This is a genomic window from Streptococcus mitis (genome assembly GCF_009496285.1).
Classification (GTDB): domain Bacteria; phylum Bacillota; class Bacilli; order Lactobacillales; family Streptococcaceae; genus Streptococcus; species Streptococcus mitis_BP.
Genome location: NZ_WIJK01000007.1, coordinates 18,508 through 36,781 on the forward strand (window position 1 = coordinate 18,508; position 18,274 = coordinate 36,781).

Annotated in this window: 24 protein-coding genes, 1 tRNA gene and 1 other annotated feature; of the genes, 7 read left to right on the forward strand and 18 right to left on the reverse strand. The window is 39.2% G+C overall.

What is annotated here, in order from left to right; all coding sequences use genetic code 11:
• Positions 1-197: 197 nt before the first annotated feature.
• From rpmA to GEZ89_RS03410, 4 genes are all read right to left on the reverse strand, one after another.
• Positions 198-491, reverse strand: coding sequence for a 50S ribosomal protein L27 (gene rpmA / locus GEZ89_RS03395; RefSeq protein WP_075229047.1), 294 nt, complete (start codon positions 489-491; stop codon positions 198-200).
• Positions 492-507: 16 nt separating this feature from the next.
• Positions 508-852 carry a ribosomal-processing cysteine protease Prp gene (locus GEZ89_RS03400; protein ID WP_075229048.1) on the reverse strand — a complete coding sequence of 115 codons (345 nt, stop codon included), beginning with the start codon at positions 850-852 and terminating at the stop codon, positions 508-510.
• A gap of 15 nt (positions 853-867) precedes the next feature.
• Entirely contained in the window at positions 868-1,182 is a 315-nt protein-coding gene (gene rplU, locus GEZ89_RS03405) for a 50S ribosomal protein L21 (RefSeq protein WP_000109137.1), read from the reverse strand.
• A 35-nt stretch (positions 1,183-1,217) separates the two neighbouring features.
• Positions 1,218-1,304, reverse strand: a sequence feature (ribosomal protein L21 leader region).
• 64 nt (positions 1,305-1,368) lie between these two features.
• Positions 1,369-2,055: a YoaK family protein gene (locus GEZ89_RS03410; protein WP_153224971.1), complete on the reverse strand. Its 687-nt coding sequence runs from the start codon at positions 2,053-2,055 to the stop codon at positions 1,369-1,371.
• A gap of 145 nt (positions 2,056-2,200) precedes the next feature.
• On the opposite strand from GEZ89_RS03410, the gene GEZ89_RS03415 reads away from it, so the two are divergent.
• Positions 2,201-3,178 carry a Gfo/Idh/MocA family protein gene (locus tag GEZ89_RS03415; RefSeq protein ID WP_153224972.1) on the forward strand — a complete coding sequence of 326 codons (978 nt, stop codon included), beginning with the start codon at positions 2,201-2,203 and terminating at the stop codon, positions 3,176-3,178.
• Positions 3,175-4,257 carry a DEAD/DEAH box helicase gene (locus tag GEZ89_RS03420; protein ID WP_153224973.1) on the forward strand — a complete coding sequence of 361 codons (1,083 nt, stop codon included), beginning with the start codon at positions 3,175-3,177 and terminating at the stop codon, positions 4,255-4,257. The genes GEZ89_RS03415 and GEZ89_RS03420 overlap by 4 nt, the downstream gene beginning before the upstream one ends.
• Before the next feature lie 117 nt (positions 4,258-4,374).
• Here GEZ89_RS03420 and GEZ89_RS03425 read toward each other — a convergent pair whose 3' ends face one another.
• On the reverse strand, positions 4,375-4,752 hold the full coding sequence (locus GEZ89_RS03425; protein ID WP_322741474.1) for a DUF1934 domain-containing protein: 378 nt from the start codon (positions 4,750-4,752) through the stop codon (positions 4,375-4,377).
• Positions 4,753-4,823: 71 nt separating this feature from the next.
• Here GEZ89_RS03425 and GEZ89_RS03430 point away from each other — a divergent pair, with 71 nt between their 5' ends.
• Both GEZ89_RS03430 and yidA read left to right on the forward strand, forming a co-directional pair.
• Positions 4,824-6,128, forward strand: coding sequence for an HD domain-containing protein (locus GEZ89_RS03430; protein WP_153224975.1), 1,305 nt, complete (start codon positions 4,824-4,826; stop codon positions 6,126-6,128).
• A gap of 12 nt (positions 6,129-6,140) precedes the next feature.
• A complete protein-coding gene (yidA, locus tag GEZ89_RS03435; protein WP_153224976.1) occupies positions 6,141-6,947 on the forward strand; it encodes a sugar-phosphatase in 807 nt (268 codons plus the stop codon).
• Positions 6,948-7,001: 54 nt separating this feature from the next.
• On the opposite strand, the gene GEZ89_RS03440 is transcribed toward yidA, so the two are convergent.
• From GEZ89_RS03440 to GEZ89_RS03465, 6 genes are all read right to left on the reverse strand, one after another.
• A tRNA-Arg gene (locus tag GEZ89_RS03440) sits at positions 7,002-7,073 on the reverse strand.
• 42 nt (positions 7,074-7,115) lie between these two features.
• A complete protein-coding gene (gene rplS / locus GEZ89_RS03445) occupies positions 7,116-7,463 on the reverse strand; it encodes a 50S ribosomal protein L19 (RefSeq protein WP_001068669.1) in 348 nt (115 codons plus the stop codon).
• A 118-nt stretch (positions 7,464-7,581) separates the two neighbouring features.
• Positions 7,582-7,911 carry a fluoride efflux transporter CrcB gene (gene crcB, locus GEZ89_RS03450; protein WP_153224977.1) on the reverse strand — a complete coding sequence of 110 codons (330 nt, stop codon included), beginning with the start codon at positions 7,909-7,911 and terminating at the stop codon, positions 7,582-7,584.
• Positions 7,905-8,279 carry a fluoride efflux transporter CrcB gene (crcB, locus tag GEZ89_RS03455; RefSeq protein WP_153224978.1) on the reverse strand — a complete coding sequence of 125 codons (375 nt, stop codon included), beginning with the start codon at positions 8,277-8,279 and terminating at the stop codon, positions 7,905-7,907. Before crcB (GEZ89_RS03455) ends, crcB (GEZ89_RS03450) begins: the two co-directional genes overlap by 7 nt.
• Complete coding sequence (locus tag GEZ89_RS03460) at positions 8,276-8,542, reverse strand: chorismate mutase (protein WP_153224979.1); 267 nt, start codon at positions 8,540-8,542, stop codon at positions 8,276-8,278. Before GEZ89_RS03460 ends, crcB (GEZ89_RS03455) begins: the two co-directional genes overlap by 4 nt.
• Positions 8,543-8,658: 116 nt before the next feature.
• A complete protein-coding gene (locus GEZ89_RS03465) occupies positions 8,659-9,102 on the reverse strand; it encodes a flavodoxin (protein ID WP_001162134.1) in 444 nt (147 codons plus the stop codon).
• A gap of 103 nt (positions 9,103-9,205) precedes the next feature.
• On the opposite strand from GEZ89_RS03465, the gene GEZ89_RS03470 reads away from it, so the two are divergent.
• Positions 9,206-10,141, forward strand: coding sequence for a DHH family phosphoesterase (locus GEZ89_RS03470; protein ID WP_153224980.1), 936 nt, complete (start codon positions 9,206-9,208; stop codon positions 10,139-10,141).
• 96 nt (positions 10,142-10,237) lie between these two features.
• Positions 10,238-10,480: a type B 50S ribosomal protein L31 gene (locus tag GEZ89_RS03475; RefSeq protein WP_000710764.1), complete on the forward strand. Its 243-nt coding sequence runs from the start codon at positions 10,238-10,240 to the stop codon at positions 10,478-10,480.
• A gap of 44 nt (positions 10,481-10,524) precedes the next feature.
• Here the strand turns inward: GEZ89_RS03475 and GEZ89_RS03480 are convergent, their stop codons facing one another.
• From GEZ89_RS03480 to GEZ89_RS03500, 5 genes are all read right to left on the reverse strand, one after another.
• Positions 10,525-10,845 carry a heavy metal-binding domain-containing protein gene (locus GEZ89_RS03480; protein ID WP_153224981.1) on the reverse strand — a complete coding sequence of 107 codons (321 nt, stop codon included), beginning with the start codon at positions 10,843-10,845 and terminating at the stop codon, positions 10,525-10,527.
• Between the two features lie 341 nt (positions 10,846-11,186).
• Entirely contained in the window at positions 11,187-11,462 is a 276-nt protein-coding gene (locus GEZ89_RS03485) for an HU family DNA-binding protein (protein WP_001284633.1), read from the reverse strand.
• 106 nt (positions 11,463-11,568) lie between these two features.
• Entirely contained in the window at positions 11,569-12,405 is an 837-nt protein-coding gene (locus GEZ89_RS03490) for a DegV family protein (protein WP_153224982.1), read from the reverse strand.
• A 182-nt stretch (positions 12,406-12,587) separates the two neighbouring features.
• A complete protein-coding gene (locus GEZ89_RS03495; protein WP_322741475.1) occupies positions 12,588-13,817 on the reverse strand; it encodes a tetratricopeptide repeat protein in 1,230 nt (409 codons plus the stop codon).
• The gene (locus GEZ89_RS03500; protein ID WP_153224983.1) at positions 13,807-14,970 is read right to left on the reverse strand and encodes an AI-2E family transporter; all 1,164 of its coding nucleotides are present in this window, start codon (positions 14,968-14,970) and stop codon (positions 13,807-13,809) included. The genes GEZ89_RS03495 and GEZ89_RS03500 overlap by 11 nt, the downstream gene beginning before the upstream one ends.
• 209 nt (positions 14,971-15,179) lie before the next feature.
• Here GEZ89_RS03500 and GEZ89_RS03505 point away from each other — a divergent pair, with 209 nt between their 5' ends.
• The gene (locus tag GEZ89_RS03505) at positions 15,180-16,187 is read left to right on the forward strand and encodes a lactonase family protein (protein WP_153224984.1); all 1,008 of its coding nucleotides are present in this window, start codon (positions 15,180-15,182) and stop codon (positions 16,185-16,187) included.
• Positions 16,188-16,376: 189 nt separating this feature from the next.
• Here GEZ89_RS03505 and GEZ89_RS03510 read toward each other — a convergent pair whose 3' ends face one another.
• Positions 16,377-16,796, reverse strand: coding sequence for a F0F1 ATP synthase subunit epsilon (locus GEZ89_RS03510; protein ID WP_049503620.1), 420 nt, complete (start codon positions 16,794-16,796; stop codon positions 16,377-16,379).
• Between the two features lie 10 nt (positions 16,797-16,806).
• Positions 16,807-18,213 carry a F0F1 ATP synthase subunit beta gene (gene atpD, locus GEZ89_RS03515; RefSeq protein WP_153224985.1) on the reverse strand — a complete coding sequence of 469 codons (1,407 nt, stop codon included), beginning with the start codon at positions 18,211-18,213 and terminating at the stop codon, positions 16,807-16,809.
• Positions 18,214-18,274 lie beyond the last annotated feature (61 nt).

The window sequence follows — 18,274 nt, forward strand, 5'->3', positions numbered from 1 at the left end:
AAAGTCTTAAAATTGCGTTACGTTTTCATACTTTGTTTTATATATAAAATACGAATGAACAGGGTTTTAATTTCTTATATTCTTTTGGAATAAAAAAATAGGCTCTCCGAAAACTCGGAAAGCCTTATTTAATGCTACTTCTAGCTTCCTCGCCTTTTCATTTCAAGGCTCGGGATAAAAAGGTTCACTGGACCTTTTTATTTTGCGATTGGGTAAACAGAAACTTGTTTTTTATCGCGACCTTTACGTTCAAAGCGTACTACGCCTTCAACTTTAGCGAACAAAGTATCGTCTCCACCACGTCCAACGTTTACACCTGGATAGATGTGTGTACCACGTTGACGGTAAAGGATTGATCCACCTGTTACAGTTTGTCCGTCAGCTGCTTTAGCTCCAAGACGTTTTGCTTGTGAATCGCGTCCGTTTGATGTAGAACCTCCACCTTTTTTGTGGGCGAAAAGTTGCATGTTAGTAAGAGTCATTTTTAACATAATGTTTTCCTCCGTGTTAGTTTTCTGTGATAACTCTGGTTTGGACGAACTCAGAAGAGTCCTCCGATAAGTTTGCCATACCTAAGAAAAATGATTCAAAAAACAACTGAGTCATTTCTCTCTGATGTGAAGGGATATCTTTAGGAATTTCCACCATTAGATAACCATCTTCATCTTCGTTTAATTGTAAGATTGGTTCATAGCCTGCAAATTTCTCAATTGAATTGACAAAGTTAGTGGCAAGCGTAGAAACCGATGCACACACGACGTCAAAGCCGTTTTCGCCAATTTTGGCGTGTCCAGTAATCTCCGCACTCCTCAGCTCGCCATCTTCGGCTCTCTCAAAGACTGCTTGTATCATGTGTTCTCCTTAAAATTAAGCGTTGATTGCGTTGATGACAACTTTAGTATATGGTTGACGGTGACCTTGTTTACGGTGGCTACCTTTTTTAGGTTTGTACTTGTAAGTAACAACTTTCTTTTGTTTTCCTTGTTTTTCAACAGTTCCAACTACAGTAGCTCCAGCAACAAGTGGAGTTCCGACAACAGTGTTTTCACCACCAACAAGAACAACTTCGTTAAAAGTAACTTCTTGACCAGCTTCAACGTTCAATTTTTCAACGTAGATTGCTTGACCAACTTCAACTTTAACTTGTTTTCCGCCAGTTTTGATAATTGCGTATGTGCTCATTATGCACCTCCTATGATTTTTTGGGGTTTCCCCATATTTTTGTGAAGACTCGCCTAGCATCGTGGGACGAACCACTTACACTTGAAAATCAAGCAACGATGTTCGTGCGGTTGCACAGGATCGTGCATAGTCAACTCTTCAAGTATAGCATGATTCCTAGTTTTTGACAAGTATTTATCATCGAATTTAAACTTTTTCTCTTATTTTTTTCCTCCAAGATGCAAAAAGCATACTTAGATAAAAAATACTCATCATGATTGGAATCCCTAAAATTGTTTTTTCTTCATAAAAAATACTCAGATAAGCTGATACAACAACCCCAAGCACAAAACTCGACAGCAAGCTAACAAAGATGAGACCTTCTCTTAAAAAAGGTGTATGTTTTGTGCGAACATATTCACCAAATGCTAACATTGTTCGTTTGATATTTCCAGTCATAAATGCATTGTTGTATGCAATTCCTGAAACTTCTCCGAATGCTGTTGTTACAAGTCCCATACAAAATGCTAACGGTGGTACTATGTATATATTATCAACCGTCAAGGGAACAAATCCTATTATCAAAGATAAAATTGCTAGTGGAATAAGGGATAGAATTGGTTTTCTTACAATCCTCAACTTTTCTTTATAGACTGTCAAAAGGAAGACACCCACCATGAAGGAAATCAAGGTCATTACCTTGGCGCTGGCATCTGAAACATTGTCTTGAATGAGACCAACGGAAAGGAAAACGACATTTCCCGTTTGGCCTGCAACTAGAGTATTTCCACGTATGATAAAGGTATAGGCATCTACATAACCCGCACAAAAAGTCAAAAAAAGCGCCAATCTTTTTGAATGACGAGAAATTTTTCTCATAGGTAATAATCTCATACTACACTCCTATTTTTTCTGAATCTATTGTACCATTTTTTGATAAAAATTCGAAGTGTCAAATAAAAGAATTGTCTCCCTTTGGCTAGTTTAGTCTATCTGTGATATAATGAAAGCAGTCATTACTTGTAGAAAAGGAGATTTCATGCTTAAACTCGGTATTATCGGTACTGGTGCAATCAGCTACCACTTTATAGAAGCTGCTCATGCTAGTCAGGAATTCCAGTTAGTGGCTGTTTATTCAAGAAAGCTCACGACTGCTCAGCAATTTGCTAGTTCCTATACAGATGTTAGTCTATTTGATAATTTAGAGGATTTCTTCCAGTCTGATTTTGATATTGTCTATATCGCAAGTCCCAATTCTCTGCACTTTACTCAAGCCAAGCTTGCTCTAGCATCGGCTAAGCATGTTATCCTTGAAAAACCAGCGGTGACTCAATCACAAGAATGGCAAGAATTAATTAAAATAGCTCAGGAGAATCACCGTTTCATCTTTGAAGCAGCAAGAAACTATCATGAGGAAGCCTTCACCCTTATTAAAAACTTTTTAGCAGACAAGCAAGTTTTAGGTGCAGATTTTAACTATGCCAAGTATTCTTCTAAGATGCCTGACCTTCTTTCTGGAAACACTCCAAATGTTTTTTCAGACCGTTTTGCTGGTGGGGCTCTCATGGACTTGGGAATTTATCCGATCTATGCTGCGGTTCGCTTGTTTGGAAAGGCACTTGATGCGACCTATCAAACTCAGCAACTTGACAACACCATTGACTTAAATGGAGATGGTATCTTATCTTATCTTGAATATCAAGTTCACATCAAGGCTGGTAAAAATATTACTTCTAATCTGCCTTGCGAAATATATACAACAGATGGAACACTGACGCTCAACACTATCGAACATGTCCGCTCAGCTATTTTCACAGATCATCAAGGAAATGAAATACATCTACCTATTCACCAGGCACCTCATACCATGACTGAGGAGGTCGCTGCTTTTGCTAACATGATCAAGCAGCCAAACCCAGAACTTTACCAAGCTTGGTTAGAGGATGCGTCACACGTCCATAACCTAATTTTCACTATGCGCCAGACTGCTGGCATTAGATTTGAGGCAGAAAAATGAAAACCAAACTACCTACAGAATGGCTAGAGCTAGCCGAACAACTCGGCTTTCAAGAATTCACACCCATTCAAACTCAGATTTTTGATCCGATTTTAGACGGTCAAACCCTCCTTGGAGTCAGTCCAACTGGTACAGGAAAAACTTTAGCTTATCTCCTACCAAGTCTTCTCCGTCTCCAAAAGAAAAAAGCGCAGCAACTATTGATTTTAGCACCAAATACTGAACTGGCTGGTCAGATTTTTGAGGTAACTAAAACTTGGGGTGAAGCAATTGGCTTGACTGCTCAACTCTTCCTTTCTGGTTCGAGTCAGAAACGTCAAATCGAACGACTTAAAAAATGCCCAGAAATCCTTATTGGAACTCCTGGGCGTATCTTTGAACTGATCAAATTGAAAAAAATCAAGATGATGAATGTGGAAACGATCATTCTTGATGAGTTCGATCAGTTGCTAGATGATTCTCAAATTCACTTTGTTGAGAAAATCACTCACTACGCACCTCGTGACCACCAACTCATCTATATGAGTGCCACTACCAAATTTGACCAAGATAAGATTGCACCTAACACGCGCACGATTGATCTATCCGATCAAAAGCTCGATAACATCCAACACTTCTACATGCAAGTAGACCAACGACACAGAGTAGATATGCTTCGTAAACTAGCACATGTCGATGACTTCCGTGGACTGGTATTCTTTAATAGTTTGTCAGACCTCGGAAGCGCTGAGGAAAAATTGCAGTATCGCGATGTTTTAGCTGTTTCACTAGCTAGCGATGTCAACGTTAAATTCAGAAAAGTTATTCTCGAAAAACTCAAAGACAAGCAACTAACACTGCTTCTTGCAACAGACCTTCTAGCTCGTGGTATCGACATTGATAGCTTGGAATGCGTGGTTAACTTTGACGTTCCTAGAGATATGGAAACTTACACTCACCGCGCTGGCCGTACAGGACGTATGGGAAAAGAGGGCTATGTAATCACACTTGTAACGCATCCCGAAGACATTAAAAAGCTGAAGAAATTTGCAAGTGTACGTGAAATTGTCTTGAAAAATCAAGAACTCTATATCAAATAGAGGCTGGGACAAAAATCCCAACCTCATTTTTTATTAGCAAAAAAACTTTGACCTGCTAGTTGATTTAGAACTTCGAAATCGAAACTTTATCTACTGATTTCTCCTCCACCGGCTTTATTACCCCCAGGTAATTTCTAAGCGATAGTTCGCAAATGGATTTCCTTCTTTGTTTTGTAGTTGATAGGCTAGTTCAATCTTTTGCTGATCAACTTGATAATGGCTTGTTTGGATGATAAACTCCTGTATCCCCATTGGTGTAGGAATATAGGCTAAACTATCAGCTTCCTTCAGAAAACGCATGATGGTCTTAGGGTTGGAAAATCGAGACATCACCAACTCTGTATCATTAAACTTGAGTACCACTTTTTCCTTCTCTTCATTGTAAAAAAGGAGATAGGAAAAATCACCTTTCTCACGTAACTCAACATCATAAAGTTGGTCGATCACTTCCAATTGTTCATCAAATTGGATGGTATTTCTCATTCGAATCTTCACTTCAAGTCCTCTTTCTACACTCTTATCCTACTATTTTACCAAAAACTGTAGCTTTTTGCTATAATGGTTTTATGAATGAAAAAGTATTTCGTGACCCTGTTCACAATTATATCCATGTTGATAATCAGATTATCTATGACTTAATCAATACCAAAGAATTTCAACGCTTGCGTCGTATCAAGCAACTAGGAACATCCAGTTACACCTTTCATGGTGGAGAACATAGTCGTTTCTCTCACTGTCTAGGTGTTTACGAGATTGCACGTCGCATCACCGAGATTTTTGAGGAAAAGTATCCTAAAGAATGGGATCCTTCGGAGTCCCTCCTAACCATGACTGCAGCCCTCCTTCATGACCTAGGCCATGGAGCCTACTCGCATACCTTTGAAAATCTCTTTGATACCGATCATGAGGCGATTACGCAGGAAATTATCCAAAGTCCTGAGACGGAAATTCATCAAGTCCTGCTACAAGTAGCGCCAGATTTTCCTGAAAAGGTAGCTAGCGTTATAGACCACACTTATCCAAATAAGCAGGTGGTCCAGCTGATTTCGAGTCAAATCGATGCAGATCGCATGGACTATCTCTTACGTGACTCCTATTTTACAGGGGCTTCTTATGGGGAATTTGACCTAACACGTATCTTACGAGTTATTCGCCCTATCGAGAACGGAATTGCCTTTCAACGAAACGGGATGCATGCCATCGAAGACTATGTTCTTAGTCGCTATCAAATGTATATGCAGGTTTATTTCCATCCTGCAACACGTGCTATGGAAGTTCTTCTGCAGAATCTTTTGAAACGTGCTAAAGAACTTTATCCAGATAACAAAGACTTCTTTACTCTTACATCCCCGCATCTACTGCCATTTTTCGAAAAAAATGTTATCTTAGCTGACTATCTGGCTCTGGATGATGGTGTGATGAATACCTACTTCCAGCTCTGGATGACTAGTCCTGACAAGATACTAGCAGACCTGTCACAACGTTTTGTCAATCGCAAAGTCTTTAAATCCATTACCTTTTCACAAGAAGATCAAGAACAGCTTGCATCTATGAGAAAATTAGTAGAAGACATCGGCTTTGATCCCGACTACTACACAGCTATTCATAAGAACTTTGACCTTCCTTATGATATCTATCGGCCCGAATCAGAAAACCCACGGACACAGATTGAGATTTTACAGAAAAATGGTGAACTAGCAGAACTTTCTAGCCTTTCGCCTATCGTTCAATCCCTTGCTGGCAGTCGCCACGGAGATAATCGTTTTTATTTCCCGAAAGAAATGTTGGACCAAAATAGCATTTTTGCAAGCATTACCCAGCAATTTTTACACTTGATTGAGAATGATCATTTTACTCCAAATAAAAACTAGAAGAGGAAATTTATGAGTATTAAACTAATCGCCGTCGATATTGACGGAACCCTAGTCAATAGCCAAAAGGAAATCACTCCTGAAGTCTTTTCTGCCATCCAAGATGCCAAAAAAGCTGATGTCAAAGTCGTGATTGCAACTGGCCGCCCTATCGCAGGTGTTGCCAAACTTCTGGATGACTTGCAGTTGAGAGACCAAGGTGACTACGTTGTTACATTCAACGGTGCCCTTGTTCAAGAAACAGCTACAGGACATGAAATTATCAGCGAATCCTTGACTTATGAGGATTATCTGGATATGGAATTCCTTAGCCGCAAACTTGGCGTCCATATGCACGCTATTACCAAGGACGGCATCTATACTGCCAATCGTAATATCGGAAAATATACCGTTCACGAATCAACCCTCGTCAGCATGCCTATTTTCTACCGTACACCTGAAGAAATGGCTGACAAGGAAATCGTCAAGTGTATGTTTATCGATGAGCCTGAAATTCTGGATGCCGCTATTGAAAAGATTCCTGCAGAATTTTATGAGCGCTACTCCATCAACAAATCTGCTCCTTTCTACCTTGAGCTCCTTAAAAAGAATGTAGACAAGGGCTCAGCTATCACTCACCTAGCTGAAAAACTTGGACTAAGCAAGGATGAAACCATGGCTATCGGAGACGAAGAAAATGACCGTGCTATGCTTGAAGTAGTAGGTAACCCAGTTGTTATGGAAAATGGAAATCCAGAACTCAAAAAAATCGCCAAATACATCACCAAAACAAATGATGAATCTGGCGTAGCCCATGCCATTCGAACTTGGGTGTTGTAAAAGGAAAGAATAGATGAAAACCGCTCAGCCGAGCGGTTTTTGATGTCTGATTACTGCCCCCTGCAGGAATCGAACCAGCAACTACTCCTTAGGAGGGAGTTGTTATATCCATTGAACTAAGGGAGCTAGATAAAAACTCTGCTGAATGAGCAGAGTTCTTTAGTCGAATTAACGACGGATTTCTTTGATACGAGCTGCCTTACCTTGAAGTGCACGCAAGTAGTACAATTTCGCACGACGTACTTTACCGTAACGTACAACTTCGATTTTTTCAACACGTGGAGTGTGGATTGGGAAGATACGCTCAACACCTACACCGTTAGAGATTTTACGAACTGTGTAGTTTTCTGAGATACCAGCACCTTTACGTGCGATAACAACACCTTCAAAAATCTGGATACGTTCACGGTTACCTTCGACAACTTTCGCGTGTACACGAACAGTGTCACCAGGACGGAATGATGGGATATCTGTACGAAGTTGACCTTCAGTCAAGCTTTGGATTAATGGATTCATTTTATTCTCCTATCTTTGTCAATCTTGAGGAATCTTCCTCAGCGGATAAACTGTATTTTTGTGCGTCCATTACACACAAGATACAGTTTACCAAATTTCCACAAAAAAGTAAAGAAATTTATAGCAGAATTCCTAAAAAAATCGCAACTAAACCACCTAGGTAGGTCAAAATCAGGTAAGAATAAAATACCTTCTTATCGCTTAGCAACCTTTGGAGTTCGTCATTCAAGGTTGAAAAAGTGGTTAGACCTCCACAAAATCCTGTGGCAAGGATAAGATATACTTCTTTAGACTCCACATGATTGTAAAATAAGCCGATCAAAAAACAGCCCAGTAGATTAGCTATGAGAGTTCCTAGAGGCAGTACTGAACCCTGATTATAACGTGAAAAGAAATAACGCACGAGAGCACCTAATCCACAAGCAAGTGCTAGATATAATACTACCATTTCTTCCTCCCTAAATAATAAGCCAATAAAAGTCCACCACCAATGCTCAGAACTAGATAGACTACTAGACTTAGGTAAGAACCTCTATCCAGCAATTTTACGCCATCTAACATGAGGCTTGAAAAAGTCGTTAATCCTCCACAGAAGCCAGTTCCAAGCGCTAAAATGACACCTTTACTGCTTCCCTTATAAACCAAATAACCTTTGACAAGATAGACTAAGCAGAAAATTCCTAGATAGTTAGCAAAGAGAGTTCCCCATGGAAAGCCTGGACTAGCTGGCAACCATCTCGAAATCTGATATCGGATAAGTCCTCCTAGCATGGCAGCTAGAAAGATTCCTAGTGGGTAAAATTGTTCTTTTTTCATTTGATGTTTTTATCCTGATAATCGCGTGAACGTTTGAGAATATCAGAAAAAGTCTCAACGATTGTCTCTTCGTATTTTTTATTTCTGACATGACTTCTGACCTTCTCAAAGATGGCTTCTTCTCTTTTAGTATCGAGAATAGCTTTTCCTGAAGCTTTTTTATAAGCCACTACACCCTCAACTAGATGCATTCTTTCTTCTAAGAGTTTTACGATTTGGTCATCAATTTGATCGATTTCTTGTCTAATAATATCTAAATCCATAGAGTCTCCTTCATTATTTGAATGATTGTATCAAAAAGCTTCTAAATGGGCCAGTACATTCTTAGGGTTATCTAACAAAAACTGCACTGACAACTTTCATCAGTGCAACTTCATGCTTATCCTACTTTAGCAGCCAATTCTTCTGCAAATTGTTCCAAGCGTTCGATATCTTCTTCTTCTGCAGAGAGATCCACTTTGACACACTCTGATCCCTTTTCAGCTCCTGTTGCCACAAATACACGATCAAAGTCATCAACAGCTTTACAGAACTCATCGTAGAAAGTATCACCTGATCCTACTACACCGTAGATTTTACCACTCAAATTAAGATCTGCTAGGTCCTCGTAGAAGTCCATCATCTCATCTGGTAACTCTCCATCACCGTAAGTGTAGGTTGCAACGATTGCGATATCTGCTTCAAGAAAGTCAGATGCGTCAACAGTTGTACACTCATCAACATCCACCTCTAAGCCCAATTCACGCAATTTATCTGCTACAATATCTGCAATTTCTTCGGTATTACCGGTCATACTGGCAAATACAATTTTTGCTAATGCCATATCGTCCTCCTCAATTTATCTTTCTCCATTATATCACATCTTTTTCATTTTAAAAATAAAAACTCTTGTGCTAAAATGAAATAAGAAAGAATTGAGGTCACTTATGGAAATTTGCCACCAAATTTTAGAAAAAATCAAAGAATACGACACGATTATCATTCATCGTCATATGAAACCAGACCCTGATGCCTTGGGAAGTCAGGCTGGATTGAAATCCTTGCTGGAACATCATTTCCCAGAAAAAACCATCAAAGCCGTTGGTTTTGATGAACCAACTCTTACTTGGATGGCTGAAATGGATTCTGTCGAAGATAGTGCCTACCAAGGAGCCCTTGTCATCGTCTGTGATACAGCTAATACTGCTCGTATTGATGATAAGCGCTATAGTCAAGGTGATTTTCTCATTAAGATTGACCACCATCCAAATGACGAAGTCTATGGAGATCTTGTTTGGGTAGATACCAACTCTAGCAGTGCCAGTGAGATGATTGCTCTCTTTGCTGAAGCAACTAACCTAGAATTATCCGACTACGCTGCTAAAATGCTCTGCGCTGGAATTATTGGCGATACAGGCCGTTTCCTTTATCCGTCTACTTCTGCTCGTACCCTTCGAATTGCTAGTAAACTAAGAGAACATAACTTTGACTATGCTGAATTAACACGTAAAATGGACACTATGAGCTTTAAAATTGCTAAACTTCAAGGTTATGTCTATGATCACCTAGAAGTTGATGAAAATGGTATCGCACGTGTCTTACTGACTCAAGAAATTCTAAAAACATATCAGGTAACAGATGCAGAAACAGCAGCCATTGTTGGAGCTCCAGGCCGTATCGATACAGTTAATCTTTGGGGAATATTTGTGGAACAAGCAGATGGCCACTATCGCGTTCGACTTCGCAGTAAATTCGTTCCAATCAATGGTGTTGCAAAAGAACATGATGGTGGAGGTCACCCACTTGCAAGTGGTGCTAACTCCTATAGCCTAGAGGAAAATGAAGTTATCTATCAAAAATTAAAAAACTTACTGAAAAAATAGATAAAAAGCTTGCCAAACTTATCAGAATCTGATAGACTAGTATGGTAACAATCTATGGCTCGCAAAGAGACCATGGCAGAAAGGAAATATTGCAAAATGAAAAAAGATATCCATCCAGAATATCGCCCAGTTGTCTTCATGGACACAACTACTGGTTACCAATTCCTTAGCGGTTCAACAAAACGCTCTAACGAAACTGTTGAGTTCGAAGGCGAAACTTACCCATTGATCCGTGTGGAAATTTCATCAGACTCACACCCATTCTACACTGGACGTCAAAAGTTCACTCAAGCAGATGGACGCGTGGATCGTTTCAACAAAAAATACGGTCTCAAATAATCATAAAAAGAACAGTTCCGACTGTTCTTTTTTTGTTCCTCAAATTAAAAGTCAACCACCACTGCTGTTCCACTACAGGTGACCATCAGCATACCATTTTCAGCACCTAAGGTTTCATAGTCCATTTTTATACCTATAATAGCATTTGCTCCACGTTCACTTGCACGCTCCATCATTTCTGCTATAGCTTCTTCTCTTGCTTGAGTCAATTCACCTTCATAACTACTCGCTCGACCTCCAAAAACATTACGGAAGCCAGCAGCCATATCTTTGAACATATTAACTCCAGCAACTACTTCACCAAAGACAATTCCTTTGTAGGCTAGGATTTTTTTCCCTTCAATTCCCGTAGTTGAAATAATCATCTTCCTTTCCTCCTAACTTCTTTTATATAATTGTAAACCCTTTCACTAACTCTGTCAATAAATACTATAAGGGGCTCAATACTTGAAAGGAAACTCTTCTCACCATCCTTGTTTGCTCTCTATTTAGTGCCAATTGTATGGATGGTGACCTAAATCTTTTCTTTGCAAGCCTAACTTGAGATAGGCTTCTCAGCCTCACTATTCTTACCAATAGTAGAGCTTAAAATCTATGACTGGTATAGAAAATACTGTTCTCTCCTGCCCCCTTTTTGCCCAAAAACTACAAAAAAGCCTATCGACCAAGCTAGAAAGCTTGATACAATAGGCTTTTTCTAAATTCATTATTTAACAGCGTCTTTAAGAGCTTTACCAGCTTTGAATGCTGGAACTTTTGAAGCTGCGATAGTGATTTCTTTACCAGTTTGTGGGTTGCGACCTTTACGTGCTGCACGCTCACGAACTTCGAAATTACCAAAACCAATCAATTGAACTTTTTCACCAGCTGCAAGGTAATCAGCTACTGCTGCAAATACAGCATCAACTGCTGCTGCTGAGTCTTTCTTTGTCAATTCTGTAGCTTCTGCTACTTTAGCGATCAAATCTTGTTTGTTTGCCATGTTAATAATTCCTCCAAATATTTTCTAATTAACAATTACAATCATATCCTAAATTCTCTTGTAGGTCAAGTCAAAAACGCTATTTCTTGCTATTTTCTTTATTTTTTTAGGACTCGTATCTGACCAAAATAGCCCAAGCATTTTCACCTGTATGGGTCTGAATAATAGAACCTGTTTCAAGTACAGAGATTGGTTTTTCAACGAATGGTTGTAGGATTTCTTTCATCTCTTCTGCCCAGTCCCTAGTTCCAGAATAGGAAATACCAATCTCAGAAACAGAACGCTCTGACAGTGTTGAAACTAGTTCATCCAACCATTTCTTAAAGGTTTTTGCTCCACGTCCTTTAACGATTGGTTGCAATTCATCATCTTTCATCTGCATGACTACGCGGATATTTAATAGAGAGCTTAAAAGACCTGTCACTCGGCCAATACGGCCACCTTTAACAAGGTTTTCCAAGGTAGAAACACCGATGTAGAGCTCTGTGTTTTTCTTGACTTCTTCAACATGAGCCACAATTGTTTCTATGTTTTGTCCTTCTTGAGCTAACTTAGCTGCTTCAACCACTTGAAACTTTAGGGCTTGGTCTGTAAAGGAACTATCCAATACGGTCACATTAGCCGTTGACAAACTTGCACCCTGACGAGCTGCTTCGACAGTTCCTGATAAGGCATGAGACATATGAATGGCTAAAATTTGACTACCGTCTTTACTTAACTCATCAAAAATCTCAGCAAAGAGTCCAACTGGAGGTTGACTTGTTTTAGGCAGATTTTTACTCTCTTTCATCAAGCGAAGAAATTCCCCTTCTTCAAGATCAGCATCCGAATAAAGAACACTATCAATCATTACAGAGAGCGGAACGACGGTAATATTTAATTCTTTGACCACTTCTGGTTCAATGGTAACTGACGAATCTGTTACGATTTTTACTTGTGTCATAATTCAAATCTTTCTATGTTTCACTTTTTGAGTGAGTTTTTTCAATTTAACTATAACAATTATATCAAAAAAAAGCTAAAAATTCATACTGTATCTATTCATTTTTATGATAGAAATTATATATTTTTAAATCTTTCATTTTATAAAAATAGTCGCCTGCTAAGACGACTATTTTGGTATCATCATAAACGTTCATACAAATCTTGCATCTGTATGTCATCAGGAACCAACTTGAGATAGTGTTGGACCTGTTCTTTTGCTTCTTCAAACCTTCCAAGTTCGCGTAATAGATGAATGTATTGCTCTAAAAACTCAGGATTTTCCTTGAGTTCTGAAACCAATGCCTGATAAGATTCATAGGCAACATCCAAATCTTCAGTTTCTTGGTAACTCCGTGCAATCATCCACTTAGTCAAGAGATTTTCTGGCCCATATACTTCTAAGGCTAGAATATCCTCATACCGTTCTTGCTCCTGATACATGGTTGCTAGTCGCAAGAGGATTTCTTCTTGGTCTTCCGCATCTTCTTGAGCTTGAAGAAGATAAGCTTCCGCCTGCTCAGGTTGATGCAATTCGTAAGATAATTGTGAAGCAAGGAGTAGTAAACGTGTTTCAAATGGATTTTTTTCCAAACCTTGTTGAGCTATCAGTAAGGCTTGCTCAGTCTGGTGTTCCTTATGTAGAGCCTGACTATAACCATACTCATACCCTTCAAAATCTGAAGAAATAGTATCCAGCTGTTTAAAATATAAAACTGCCTTTTGATATTCCTCTTGATCAAAGTAAAGACTTGCTAATTCAAATGCAGTCTGATCTTCATAATCTAACTCTAAAGCTTTTTCTAAAAACTCTATGGCTGATTCAAACTTTCCAAGTCGAGCATAGGCAGTTCCAATTCGTTGATAGGTCGAAATCCCTGTCTGCTCATATATTTCACGATTATCCAGTTGAGCATAGCCCTTAATCGCTTCTAAATCATTTCCAAGTTCACTATCTAACTCTGCTAGCCCAAAAATCAATAAAGGATCATCAGAGTAATTAAGAGCTTCTAATAGCTTGTCGCGAGCTACATCCGTCAATCCTTCCATTTGATAGAAATCAGCCTTTAAAACAAGAGCAGATACATAAGAATCGCTATTGGGTTGAATTTCTTCCAGATAAGCAAAAGCTTCTTCGATTTGTCCGTCTTCACTTGCGATACTAGCTAGATTGAGATTTACTTCTGGAAATATTGGAGCTAGTTTTTCATAGATTTGACGAGCTTGTGGATAAAAACCAATACCTTCTAGATAATAAGCCAGTTCCAGAACAAGATCATCAGAGTCTTCTACCAATGCTTTTTGAAAATAGTAATCAGCTCTTGTTAAATCTTGCTGATCCAAAGCTTCAAGCATTTCTTGACTATTGCTCACCTTCAACCTCCTCTTCTAACTCATACAGACCACTAACTTTTTTATACCATTCAAAAATCGCTGAAATAACAACTTTGGCTGAAGCATAAACAGGAATTCCCAATAGGACTCCCCAAACACCAAACATAGAACCAGACGTCAACAAAACGAATAGAATAGTGATTGGATGGATGTTTAGCTGACTACCTAAAATCAATGGAGACACAAAACGACCTTCAATTGTCTGCTCTACGATAAAAACGATAATAACTTTCAAGAGCATAACTGGTCCAGCAATTAACCCTAAGACCAGAGCTGGTATCATAGCAAGGAAACTTCCAAGATAAGGGATAAGATTTAAGACCCCAGCAGTAATACCAAGAGTCACCGCATATCTCAAACCAATAATTTTAAAGAAGATGATAAACATAATCGCTACGATAACAGCAACAGTAATTTGTCCTCTCACATAGTTAGAAAGTTGTTGGTTCACATCCGTTAGAACCTTACCTACTGGTTCTCTCAATTTATTAGGTAAGAATTGTGTGATATGATCTCTCAAACCTTTTCCATCTCTAAGGAGATAAAAGAGCATAAAGGGCATGATAATCAAAGCAACAATGACTTGTGACGTTCCACTAATAAGAGCACTCACCCAGTTCACAGCTTTTGATGAAATATTACTTGCCCAAGCAGTTGCTTGTGTTGAGAATTGAGCCAGAACCTGTTCTAGTTGAGGTCTAAAGTCATCTGGTAACCGCTTAGTTACAAGATCATCAATAACTCTGTCAGCATCTTCGAGATAATTTGGTACATTTTGCGCAAAAATAACTACTTGACGTTGAAGATTTGGAATCGCAACTGCCAGACCAATAATCAAGAGTATGGCAATAATGACAAAGATAATACTAATTGCTAAGACACGATTTATCTTGTACTTCTCCATCAAATCTACCAGTGGATTTAACAAATAAAAAAGCAATCCTGATAAAATAACAGGTAACATGACAACTGATAAAAAATCAACGACAGGGATAAATAAAAAACTAATCTTACTTAAAATAAAAATATTCAGACCTAGTAACAAGGCTACCAAAAAAACTGTAACAGCCTTATTATCTAAAAACCATTTAAAAAACCAAGATAAATTAAAATGTTTCTCTTTTTGTTCCATATCTACTTCCTTTCCTTTGTCCTTTCATTATACCATTTTTATAGGGAATAAACTGTTTTTAAAGTGTTGAGGTGACGATTGAGAACTTTAACAAAGCTACCTTGCATTTTACTAATTTTATACTTAGATGTTTCATACTTTTTTCACTATTTTCTTCAGGCCTCCTAATTTATGATATAATAGAAACATCTTTATTTAGAGGTATAGCTATGATTGAAACAATTTATTTCGGAACTTACACACGTCGTTTATCCCAAGGGATTTATCAAGCTGATTTTGATACAGAAACTGGGCAACTATCCAATCTTAAACTATTTGCAGCTGAGCCAAGTCCCACCTATCTTGCCTTTGATCAAGAAAATCACCTCTACACTGTCGGTAGCAAAGATGGACAAGGTGGAATTGCTGCCTATCAAACAGATGGTACTTTGCTAAACCATGTTGTGACAGAAGGTGCTCCTCACTGTTATGTTGCAGTTGACGAGAAACGTAGCCTAGTATATGGGGCTAACTATCACAAGGGACAAGTTTTGGTCTATAAACGTAAAGAAGATGGTAGTCTAGAATTGGCTGATACAGTTCAGCATAGCGGTCATGGTCCTCATGAAAATCAAACTTCTCCACATGTACACTTTACAGATTTAACACCAGATCAGTATTTAGTGACTTGCGACTTAGGTACTGATGAGGTTACTACTTATGATGTCAATCCAGAAGGAAAACTAAATAAGATAATTACCTACAATTGCAGTCCTGGTGCTGGTGCACGTCACCTTGTTTTTCACAACCACTACAAGATTGCTTATCTCATCTGTGAACTCAATAGTACAATTGAAGTATTGATTTATGATGGTGTTGGTGCATTTGAAAAAATGCAAGTTATTTCTACCCTTCCTGAAGGATTTAATGACTTTAATGGAACTGCTGCTATTCGTCTCTCACAAGATGGAAAATACCTGTACGCATCAAACCGTGGTCATGATTCTATTGTAGTTTACACTATTCTAGCTGATGGTAGTTTAGAATTGTTGGAATTCGTTCCTACAAACGGAAAAACTCCTCGAGATTTTATTCTCTCACCAGACCAAGAATTTCTCATCGCTGTTCATCAGGATTCTGATAATGCAACTGTCTTTAAACGTAATCCAGAGACTGGTCGTCTTGCAGAACTTTCCAATGACTTTCACGTACCTGAAGCGGTTTGCGTCACTTTTTAAACATAGAAAAATGGCGGTGGGACAGAAATCGATAGACAAAGTCTCGATTTTGTAGTCCCAGCCCCGCGAGGATGATTAGGAGCTTTTTGGAGTCTAAAAGACGAACAAAAAGTTCAATCAGCTACCGCGTCAAAGTTTGATTGCTAATAAAAAATGAGGTCGGGATCTTTTTGTCCCAACCTCATTTTTTTATAGTTTATTTCCGACATTGATTCGGTTAATAGCACGTTGTAATGCAATCTTAGCACGACGCTCTTGGTCAATCAAGTGTTTGTCTTGTGCTTCTTCAATTTCACGTTCTGCACGAAGTTTGGCACGTTCTGCACGGCTAATATCGATATCACGAGCACGCTCAGCTGAGTCTGCAATGATAGTAATCACATCATTTGCAATCTCGATGATTCCTCCATTTACTGCTATCCAGTTGACATGAGAATCATCATCAATACGTTTGACTTTAACTTCATCAACTGCTAATACCGCAATCATATTTTGATGTCGTGGCAAGATCCCCATCTCACCATCCAGAGTTCGAACTGATACAAAGCTGGCATGGTGATCATAGACGAGGCCATCTGGTGTCACGATCTGGACAGTTAACTGAGCCATAGATCACCTCTTAAAATCCCATTTTTTCAGCCTTAGCAATAACATCTTCGATTGAACCTACTCCACGGAAGGCATCTTCTGGGAGATGATCGTGTTTTCCATCAAGAATTTCCTTAAATCCACGAACTGTTTCCGCTACTGGAACATAAGAACCTGGTTGACCAGTAAATTGTTCCGCAACGTTGAAGTTTTGTGAAAGGAAGAACTGAATACGACGGGCACGAGCAACCAAAGTTTTTTCTTCATCAGAAAGTTCATCCATACCAAGGATAGCAATGATATCTTGCAATTCATGGTAACGTTGAAGGACACGTTTAACTTCAGCAGCTACTGCATAATGCTCTTCTCCAACGATTTCAGGCGCTAAAGCACGAGAGCTCGAAGCAAGTGGATCAACGGCTGGATAGATACCCAATTGAACCAATTTACGTTCCAAGTTGGTTGTAGAATCCAAGTGGGCGAAAGCTGTTGCTGGCGCTGGGTCAGTATAGTCATCCGCTGGCACGTAGATAGCCTGGATAGAGGTTACAGAACCTTTCTTAGTTGAAGTGATACGTTCTTGCAATTGACCCATTTCTGTTGCGAGGGTTGGTTGGTAACCAACGGCTGATGGCATACGACCCAAAAGGGCAGATACTTCTGAACCAGCTTGTGTGAAACGGAAAATGTTGTCAATAAAGAGAAGAACATCTTGACCTTCTACATCACGGAAGTATTCAGCGATTGTCAAACCAGTAAGGGCAACACGCATACGTGCCCCTGGTGGCTCATTCATCTGACCAAATACCATGGCTGTTTTTTCGATAACGCCTGATTCTTTCATTTCCCAGTAAAGGTCATTCCCTTCACGAGTACGTTCCCCAACACCAGTAAATACTGAGATACCACCGTGTTCTTGGGCAATGTTGTGAATCAATTCTTGGATCAAGACAGTCTTACCAACTCCGGCACCACCGAAGAGTCCGACCTTACCACCTTTAAGATATGGGGCAAGAAGGTCGATAACCTTAATCCCTGTTTCTAAAATTTCTGAAGAGGTAGACAACTCATCAAAAGTAGGTGCTTTTTTATGAATTGGCTGACGCTCTGCATCTTCTCCAAAAGGAGCTTCCAAGTCAATAGTGTCTCCCAAAACGTTGAAGACACGTCCCAAGGTTTCTTTACCTACTGGTACAGAGATTGGGCGACCTGTGTCCAATACTTCCATTCCACGAGTCAAACCATCTGTTGATTCCATGGCGATGGTACGAATCATACCATCCCCCAACTCTAAGGCTACTTCAAGGACGATTTTTGTTTTCTTTTCGTCATTTTTGTAGACGACAAGTGCATTGTTAATCTCAGGAAGTTTTTCCCCTGCTGCAAACAAAACGTCTACAACGGGTCCGATAATCTGAGCAATTTTACCTGAACTCATCTCCTTCTCCTATTCTATATAAGATACTGTCGGTTCCTAGTTTTGCTAGGTCCTAAGTTCA

Bases quoted from the DNA above. Each gene is read 5' to 3' on its own strand.
- GEZ89_RS03505 (WP_153224984.1), top strand. From the start codon at position 15,180: ATGATTGAAACAATTTATTTCGGAACTTACACACGTCGTTTATCCCAA.
- yidA (WP_153224976.1), top strand. From the start codon at position 6,141: ATGAGTATTAAACTAATCGCCGTCGATATTGACGGAACCCTAGTCAAT.
- GEZ89_RS03475 (WP_000710764.1), top strand. From the start codon at position 10,238: ATGAAAAAAGATATCCATCCAGAATATCGCCCAGTTGTCTTCATGGAC.
- GEZ89_RS03410 (WP_153224971.1), bottom strand. From the start codon at position 2,055: ATGAGATTATTACCTATGAGAAAAATTTCTCGTCATTCAAAAAGATTG.
- crcB (WP_153224978.1), bottom strand. From the start codon at position 8,279: ATGAAAAAAGAACAATTTTACCCACTAGGAATCTTTCTAGCTGCCATG.
- GEZ89_RS03415 (WP_153224972.1), top strand. From the start codon at position 2,201: ATGCTTAAACTCGGTATTATCGGTACTGGTGCAATCAGCTACCACTTT.
- GEZ89_RS03510 (WP_049503620.1), bottom strand. From the start codon at position 16,796: ATGGCTCAGTTAACTGTCCAGATCGTGACACCAGATGGCCTCGTCTAT.
- GEZ89_RS03420 (WP_153224973.1), top strand. From the start codon at position 3,175: ATGAAAACCAAACTACCTACAGAATGGCTAGAGCTAGCCGAACAACTC.
- GEZ89_RS03500 (WP_153224983.1), bottom strand. From the start codon at position 14,970: ATGGAACAAAAAGAGAAACATTTTAATTTATCTTGGTTTTTTAAATGG.
- GEZ89_RS03490 (WP_153224982.1), bottom strand. From the start codon at position 12,405: ATGACACAAGTAAAAATCGTAACAGATTCGTCAGTTACCATTGAACCA.
- atpD (WP_153224985.1), bottom strand. From the start codon at position 18,213: ATGAGTTCAGGTAAAATTGCTCAGATTATCGGACCCGTTGTAGACGTT.
- GEZ89_RS03430 (WP_153224975.1), top strand. From the start codon at position 4,824: ATGAATGAAAAAGTATTTCGTGACCCTGTTCACAATTATATCCATGTT.
- GEZ89_RS03400 (WP_075229048.1), bottom strand. From the start codon at position 852: ATGATACAAGCAGTCTTTGAGAGAGCCGAAGATGGCGAGCTGAGGAGT.
- GEZ89_RS03480 (WP_153224981.1), bottom strand. From the start codon at position 10,845: ATGATTATTTCAACTACGGGAATTGAAGGGAAAAAAATCCTAGCCTAC.
- rplU (WP_000109137.1), bottom strand. From the start codon at position 1,182: ATGAGCACATACGCAATTATCAAAACTGGCGGAAAACAAGTTAAAGTT.
- rplS (WP_001068669.1), bottom strand. From the start codon at position 7,463: ATGAATCCATTAATCCAAAGCTTGACTGAAGGTCAACTTCGTACAGAT.
- GEZ89_RS03460 (WP_153224979.1), bottom strand. From the start codon at position 8,542: ATGGATTTAGATATTATTAGACAAGAAATCGATCAAATTGATGACCAA.
- GEZ89_RS03485 (WP_001284633.1), bottom strand. From the start codon at position 11,462: ATGGCAAACAAACAAGATTTGATCGCTAAAGTAGCAGAAGCTACAGAA.
- rpmA (WP_075229047.1), bottom strand. From the start codon at position 491: ATGTTAAAAATGACTCTTACTAACATGCAACTTTTCGCCCACAAAAAA.
- crcB (WP_153224977.1), bottom strand. From the start codon at position 7,911: ATGGTAGTATTATATCTAGCACTTGCTTGTGGATTAGGTGCTCTCGTG.
- GEZ89_RS03465 (WP_001162134.1), bottom strand. From the start codon at position 9,102: ATGGCATTAGCAAAAATTGTATTTGCCAGTATGACCGGTAATACCGAA.
- GEZ89_RS03470 (WP_153224980.1), top strand. From the start codon at position 9,206: ATGGAAATTTGCCACCAAATTTTAGAAAAAATCAAAGAATACGACACG.